General features: G+C 51.8%; 2 protein-coding genes and 1 pseudogene. All 3 read left to right on the top strand.

Features of this window, described 5'->3' with window-relative positions; translation table 11 throughout:
* Positions 1-448: 448 nt before the first annotated feature.
* A pseudogene (locus FPZ49_RS37830) lies at positions 449-1,744 on the top strand (pectate lyase family protein); the annotation flags it as partial.
* Positions 1,727-3,391: a pectinesterase family protein gene (locus FPZ49_RS37825; protein ID WP_391563910.1), complete on the top strand. Its 1,665-nt coding sequence runs from the start codon at positions 1,727-1,729 to the stop codon at positions 3,389-3,391. The pseudogene FPZ49_RS37830 and the gene FPZ49_RS37825, both read left to right, overlap by 18 nt.
* A 214-nt stretch (positions 3,392-3,605) precedes the next feature.
* Positions 3,606-8,078 (top strand): S-layer homology domain-containing protein, encoded by a 4,473-nt coding sequence (locus FPZ49_RS34515; RefSeq protein ID WP_186446283.1) that lies wholly within the window; start codon positions 3,606-3,608, stop codon positions 8,076-8,078.
* The last annotated feature ends 177 nt before the right edge of the window (positions 8,079-8,255 follow it).

Raw genomic sequence — 8,255 nt, 5'->3', positions numbered from 1 at the left:
CAAAAGAAAAGATGGAACAACAGACTGAACGAAAGTGTACTTCGAAGAAGATTTAGAAAAGATCCCTTAGCATACCTTCAAAAACTTGAAAACAAACATAGTGTGTTGGTTATTCCGCTGTAGTTTTTTTTATCCCCCTGGGAAGGGAATTTTGGCTATATCTGGGATGTTGGCGCTGGTCCAACCGAATTAAACAGCTGCAACCTTGCTGACATGATGAAATTGCCTAAGCTTGTTTGTGCAAAAAAGTACTGGTTAATGCTGTGATTTTGAGTGGAAGGAAGTCCGTTGCGTATTGCAACAATCAATCGAACATTCGCTGAAGTTGATTTCTGCATATAGACTGGCATCCGTTTCCCCGGTATGGTGGTGTACAGACAGACACGTTACATACTTGAGTTGAAGGGTGGCAGACTTCCAGATGAGCTCCAAGAAAACTAAGCTACATATGCTTCTATGCTCGCTCGTGTTAGCATCCTGTATGCCTTTGAATCCGCTTTCGGTGCAAGCAGCGGCGGCAGATGCCGTAAAGGGACCGGCGGCGGTGCTCGGAGACGGGGGCTGGGCCTCGGCAGAGGGCGGCACGACAGGCGGCTCTAATGCAAGCGCGAGCCAAGTTTATACGGTGACGAACCGGAAGGAATTGCTTGAGGCACTGGGTGCGGTAAACGGTGCGAATGGCAGTGACAATGGGGTTCCAAAAATCATTTATGTCAAAGGCACCATCGACATGAACGTGGATGACGACAATCAGCCGGTGGACGCGTCGTACTATGCGGATCCGGGATACAGCCTTGACGCCTATTTGCAAGCCTACGACCCGAAGGGATCTTGGGGCAAATCCAAGGTGCCTAGCGGAGCTCTGGAGGAAGCGCGTGCCCGGTCAGCCAAAAATCAAGCGGCCCGCATCCAATACCGTGTCGGCTCCAACACCTCGATCATCGGAATTGGCAGCGACGCCAAGATTCTGCACGGTAATATGCTGATCGACCGCAAAAGCGACGGTACAGGCGTAGATAACGTCATCGTGGCCAATATCAATTTTCAGGATGCCTTCGACTACTTCCCGCAGTGGGATCCAACCGATGGCAGCGAAGGGAACTGGAACTCGGCCTACGACATGATCACGGTGAAATATGCGACGCATGTTTGGATTCAGCACAGTGAATTCAGCGACGGCGACCGCCCGGACAGCATGAACGAAACCTACTACGGACGCGAATACCAGCATCATGACGGTACGGTGGACGTGACGAATGCGGCGAACTGGGTGACGCTGTCGTACAATTATATCCATAACCACGACAAAACGATGCTGATCGGCTCCAGCGACAGCGGCAAAACCGCCGAGGGGGACGTAGGCAAGCTGAAGGTGACACTGCACCACAACCTCATTGAGCGTGCTGTTCAGCGGCTTCCACGTGTGCGTTTTGGTCAGGTGCATGCGTACAACAACTACTACAAGGATATTAAAAGCTATGTGTTCGGCCGCGGCATTTCCTCTCAGATTTATTCCGAGGCCAACACTTTTGAGAACGTGACCAAGATTGTTGATGTGTACGACGGCAAAGGCGCCGGCTATGTCTATGACAAGGGCAGCGAAGCGGTCAACAGCACGCAGCAGAATGACTGGACCTCCTTGGACGTGTGGAACAGCAAGGTGAACTGGACACCGGCGAATTCCTACGCCTATGCGGCTCAAACGGCAGCAGAGGCAAAAGATGAGGTGCTGGCCAAGGCAGGTATTGTGCGTGACCAAAGCTTGGTGGATTTAAGTGGGCATTGGGCGAAGGAAGACGTAGAATGGATGGTGGGCCAAAAGGTTGTTAGCGGCACCTCCGACACTACGTTTTCCCCGCAAAACCAGATTACCCGCGCGCAGTTTGCCACGCTGCTTGTCCGTGTACTGGGACTTACACCGAATACGGAGATGAAATATTCCGATGTGACGTCGGGAGACTGGTACGCGGGGGCTGTAGGCGCAGCGGTGAAAGCCGGCCTGATCGAAGGCTTCACGAACGGCAGCTTCCTGCCGAACGCTCCGATTACCCGCGAGCAGATGGCCACAGCGATTGGCCGTGCTCTCAAGCAGCAGAGCAAGCCGTCGGCAGTCGATGTGAAGACGCTTAGCGCCTTTACGGACAGCTCCCAGATCAGCAGCACCGCGAAAGAAGCAGTGGCGCTGGTGGTGAAGGCGGGCATCATGAACGGACTGACCGACACGACGTTTGGTCCGACGAAGGAGGCGACCCGGGCCCAAGCGGCCGTCATTATGAAACGATACCTGCAGCTCGATGGATCCAAGCTCACATCTGAAAGCAGCACGGTTCAAGCAGCCGTATACTCCAATGCCATTGTGGACGGCACCTATACCGGCACGGACGGAAGCGCTGCGGCCAGCGGCGCGAAGCAGTACAAGACGGTTCAAAGCGCGCTCGACGGCGCACCGGCTGACAGCACGAAGCCTTATGTGATTTTTATCAAAAACGGCCGCTACTATGAGAAAGTGACCGTGGAGAAGCCGAACATTACGCTGATCGGTGAGAGCCGGGAGAAGACGAAGATCACCTTCGACCTAGCTGCAGACAGCAAGAAGCCGGACGGCAAAACCTACGGTACCTTCGACAGCGCAACGTTATCGGTATTCGCGCGGAATTTTACCGCGGACAACATGACGATTGAGAACGGCTTCGACTACAACGCGAATGCGGCGAAGGATGCGAAGGATCCAACGAAAATGGCCAATGCACAAGCGGTGGCTCTGCGTACGGACAAGGACAGCGATCATGCCGTATTCAATAATCTCAACCTGCTCGGCTTCCAAGACACGCTTTACGCTCAGGCAGGCACACAGTATTACCAGAACTGCTACATCGCCGGGAACGTGGATTTTATTTTCGGCGCAGGGCAGGCGGTATTTGACGATTGCGACATCGTTTCCCTGGACCGGGGCAGCAAGTCCAACAACGGCTATGTGACGGCGGCTAGCACCTTGCTGTCGAACACCTACGGCTTCCTTTTTATCGATAGCCGCATTAAGAAGGAAAGCCCGGGTATGGCGGACAATACCGTGGCATTAGGCAGACCATGGCACCCAACGACGAATTTGCCGGACGGCACGCGTGCCGCTAACCCGGATGCCGTCGCCAGCGTTGCTTACGTGAACTGCTATCTGGACTCCCATATTCGCACGGGCGGCTGGGACCCGATGTCGGGGAAAGATAAGGACGGCAACGTCATCTGGTTTTATCCGAAGGACTCCCGTTTCTACGAATCCGGCAATACTGGACCGGGAGCTGCGTCGAACGAGGAGAGACAGGCGATTTCCGATGCGAATGCGAAGGATTATACCATCGCGCAAGTTTTAGGCGGTTGGGATCCGAAAAAATAAAAAAGATTCGTAGAAAGCCCTTTCAAAAATAAGACGCATGCATTATACTGAAGCTATCAATTGAATAAGCGATCGGGCAGAGAATTGGAGAAGCCTGAATTGCATGGCAAGTCACCCTGAGGTGGAATCATTTTTTCCCTTTCGTGCGATGACTTAGCCTGTAATTCAGGCTTTTTTTGTTTGTCTGCCGGCATACATGGGAGGAAAGCTGGCAATGGGGACGAGCAAGTGGAAAGCGTGGTGCAGTAAGATTTTAGTTTTTGTTTTGATTGTAAGCTGTACGGCGGGGGTTATCCCCCAACAGGTGATGGCGTCGACGGCAACGCCGAGTATTTTGATTACGGAGATTGTGCCTGCTTCGAAAGTATCCGGGCAACCCTATGAGTTTGTGGAAATTTATAACAATACAAGTCGAATTATTGACTTGACCGGTTATACATTAAAGTATTATTCCACTTCGTTCACCACATCTGCAAACACATGGACAATAACGAATAAAAAGATTCAACCAAGATCGGCGCTTGTCCTGTGGCTGCAAAAATATACTGATGCCGCTTATACCAGTCCTGTTGGATCGACGGCTTTGAGCGATTTTAATACGAATTACGGCGTTAACCTTAGTCAAGATCAAGTATTTGGTGTAAAGCTGGTCACTCCTCAAGGATTGCACGATACTGCCCCAAGAAGGGTGACACTTAATTACTCCTCCAATGACAATGATATCATTTCAAGTGCTTACATAAACAATGGATCAACTGCTGACGGAATAACGAATAAAAGCGTCACGTACCAGTCGACATCTAGCAGTGTGGAAATGACCAGAATAGCCAATGGACAGATTGCGACGCCGGGAGTCGTATTATTCGGACAGGCACCGGGTCCACATGTCCCGACTGGTGTGAATGCATCACCTGGTAATGCCAGTGTCACACTGTCCTGGGCTGCAAATGCAGATAATAACCTGACGGGCTACCACATTTATCAAGAAGGTGTGGCACAGCCGGCTACTGTTACAAATGCAACCTATGTAGTGACAGGGCTGGCAAATAATACTACTTACAACTTCCGCGTTACTGCAATCGATGCGAATGGAGACGAGTCTCCGGCTTCACCAGTCCTTTCGGCTATGCCACAAGCGGTGGTGGATACGACGCCCCCGGCAGCACCGATAGGGGTGTCGGCGGCCGGAGGGACAAGCTCAGTGACGGTCAACTGGCAGGCGAATACCGAATCCGATATTGGCGGCTACAAAGTGTACATGGGGGGTAATTTGACCAAAACGGTCTCGGCTGCCACGTATCAGGCTGTAATTCCTTCGCTCATATCAGGTCAGGCGTATACGTTCCAGGTGTCCGCTTTTGATAAGGTTAACAACGAATCGCCTAAGTCCGCGGCAGTGAGAGCGGTCCCCGACCTGACATCCACATTGCCTGACTTGTTCATTACTGAGCTTATGCCTGATACCGACAATCATTTTGCCGGCTACGATGGCTTCGAGTTTGTCGAGTTGTATAACAACAGTAGCGCTCCAATCGATCTTAACGGGTACACGCTGAAGCTAGAGAGCTCCGACTCGACCAAAACATGGCAGCAGGCAATCGATGGTACAGCGGTTATTCCGCCGAGAAAGACCTTTATTTTGTGGACACGAAAAGGCGAGCTGGCGGCAATGACGAAGGCGCAGTTCAATCAGTATTATTATTCGTCCTTTACGGACAGATATGTTCCAGAAAATCGAATTTTTATGGTTGAAGGAGTACCCGGACTGCTCAATACATTCCAGCAATCGATAATCATGCTAGATACTGCGGGAAATGAAATCGTGAGAGCTTCTTACAATGATAGTGCGTCAGATAAAGATACTTCTCCAGATAACGCTGTTGACAAGGGGATAAATTACAGCTATCCCACTAACGGGGGCAAATTGATGCGAAAAGTAGGTGCGAACGTAGCAGCTACACCAGGGCAAATTGCCGGCGACCAAATCCCGGCCATCTCTGGCTCCGACCTTCAGCCTCCGGCAGCTCCTACAGGCGTGAACGCCTTACCTGGCAGCGGCTTTGCTGCATTAAGCTGGACGGAGAACTCCGAAACGGACTTGGCATCGTATCAGGTATACAAAAACGGTGAGCTCGTTCTGACGGTGCCAAAAGGAAGCACACAAGCGCAAATCGCATTGTTAACCGGAAGTACTACCTATACCTTTGAGGTTGCAGCGGTGGACGTGTACGGAAACGTTTCAGCCAAATCGACTCCTGTCACTGCTGTGCCTTCTCATCAAAGTATTACTCAAGTTGATCGCAGCATAACCGTCGATAAGTCTGTATACTCCACTATGACGAATTTCTGGAATTTGTCCCAACCGGGATTGGTAGTGCCAGGCTTGGCGCAGGATATCGTTCCTCAAGGTTTAGCTTATTACAAGGACAAGGATTGGATTTTGGTTTCCAACTATAGAGAGGACGGCAGACCCAGCACGCTGTCGGTTGTAGATGCTAAAACCAATCTTCAAATCAAATCGGTGAACCTGTACCAAGAAGACAACACGCCGTATACCGGACATGCCGGTGGGGTGTCCGTTAGCAAAAGCAACATTTGGATCGCCTCCGGCGGCTATATGCACCGCATTCCTCTCAGCAGTCTGATGCAAGCTGCAGATCAAGGACAGCTGCAATTCGTCGATCGATTCCTGACGTCTACGCGTTCGTCGATTGCAACGTACAACAACGGCATTCTGTGGGTAGGGGAGTACTACCAAGATCCGGATTATCCAACCGACGCGAATCACAAAATGATGAGCACCGATGGTAAAAGCTATGGCGCCTGGTTGGCTGGTTACCAACTGGATGCCAGTACGGATCTGATTCCGACGGGTGCTCCGAATTTGAGCGGAGCTGTTACGCCGAACTATATTTTATCGATTCCAGGCAACATTCAAGGAGCTGATTTTGCAGGCGATCAAATTATCCTCAGCCAATCGTTTACAAGAGCGGTCACAAGCAACCTGCTCCGCTACCGGAACCCGATTAAAGAGACTCCGCAGTCTTCCATTTCGATCGGACAGCAGTCCGTGCCGGTTTGGTTTTTGGACAGCAATACCCAAATCAAGACGAACGGCAGTCTCGTAGTTCCTCCGATGGCAGAAGGGCTGTTGAATCGCGATGGTAAGTTTTATGTGCTGTTCGAATCCGGTGCCAATACGTACCGTTCCACGGCGAATACGCCGCTCGATCGCGTGCAGGTCATGGATTTGAAGCTATGGGATGCCTATGGGAGCATTACTGTTCCAGGTGTGCTGAGTGTCATGACCTCCGGGACGCAGCAGCAATTAACGGTGCTTCAAGCACAAGGGTATGCGCAGTCTGCAAATGTTGCCGCAACCACTCAATTTATCAGCAGTAATGCAGCGGTTGCTGAAGTTATAAGCAAAGGGGTGCTCTTTGCCAAGGCGGCAGGCAGTACGGTTATTACTGCGACTTATGGGACGGGAACAACAACCTTCACGGTGACGGTTGCTTCGTCCAGCAGCTCCTCAAGCGGCGGTTCAAGCTCCTCTTCTGCACCGCAGACTCCGGCAAAAGCAGGAGAACTGGTCGTCAGCTTGTCGGATTTGAAAGTCGATCAAGGAAAAGCCAGCATTACGCTGCCAGCCGATAAACAGTTCGTCACCCTGCCTGCCAACTTGCAGGACACGCTCAAGGATGGCAGCTTGCAACTTACAGCTCAAAATACAAAACTTACACTCAGCAAGGCCGTGCTCCAATCCGTGTTGAAGCAGCTGAAAGCCGACGCGCTTAAAGATTCGACCCTCTCGCTTAGCTTTAAGCCTGTCGCGACAGAGCAAAAGAACAAGCTGGTCAATCAAGCATCCCAACGCTCGAATGCATCATTGAAGCTAGCTGGTGATGTCATTGACTTTACGCTCACATCAACGGCGAAGGATGGCAGCCAGACGAATATTACCAAGTTCGACCAGCCGATCACGGTTACGTTTAAAATAAATGACGGTGCGAATTCAGCGCTGCTCGGTGTTTACAGCATTCGTGATGACGGAAGTCTCGAGTACGTAGGCGGCCGTGTGAACAATGGCGTGATCGAAGCGGATCTGTATCATTTTAGTCAGTACGCTGTTTTGGAATATTCCAAATCTTACACTGATGTACCGGCAGACCATTGGGCTGCGCAGGCGATCCGTGAATTAAGCGCTAAGCATATCGTGGAAGGCACCGGCGATACCCAGTTCTCTCCTTCTGCCACGGTGACCCGAGCGGAATTCACAGCCCTTCTTGCTCGCGCATTAGGTCTGAAGGCCAAAAGTGCATCTCCATTTGCCGACGTAGCATCTAGCGCCTGGTATGCGGATGCTGTCTCCGCCGCAGCGGAAGCGGGCATCGTAAGCGGTACGGATGCGGATCACTTTGCTCCTGAGCAAGGGGTGAGCAGGGAGCAGATGGCCACCATGCTGGTAAGGGCTGCGCTCTACCGCGGCGTGAAGATCGATTCCAAGGCTGCAAGCAGCACGTTTGCCGACGAGCAGGCGATTAGCGATTGGGCTAAGCCTATTATGGCTTTAGCCGCGAGCTCGGGTCTGATTCAAGGCAACGAGCACAGCCAATTCGAGCCTCAACGCTCTACCAGCCGCGCCGAGAGCGCGCAAGCCATCTATAACATGCTGCAAAAGAAATAGCACCATAAGCTAATCAAGAAAGCAAAAGCGTTCCGTTCGAGGAACGCTTTTTTGTTTGTACGCCCAGCATGGGCGTCATCTCTAGGGTGTGAGTCCCGAACGGGGGCTGGCGAACGCCTACCGTTAGCCAAGAGCAAAGGTGTCCGCCGTGAGGCGGAATCTGAAGGAAGCAGGAGG

This window comes from Paenibacillus cremeus, from assembly GCF_007786445.1.
GTDB lineage: Bacteria > Bacillota > Bacilli > Paenibacillales > NBRC-103111 > Paenibacillus_G > Paenibacillus_G cremeus.
Note: the sequence above shows the minus strand (reverse complement) of the source record. Positions and strands in the feature narration are given on the sequence as shown.

What these genes read in the sequence shown, in the direction of transcription:
- FPZ49_RS34515 (WP_186446283.1), top strand. Translation starts at nt 3,606, where the DNA reads ATGGGGACGAGCAAGTGGAAAGCGTGGTGCAGTAAGATTTTAGTTTTT.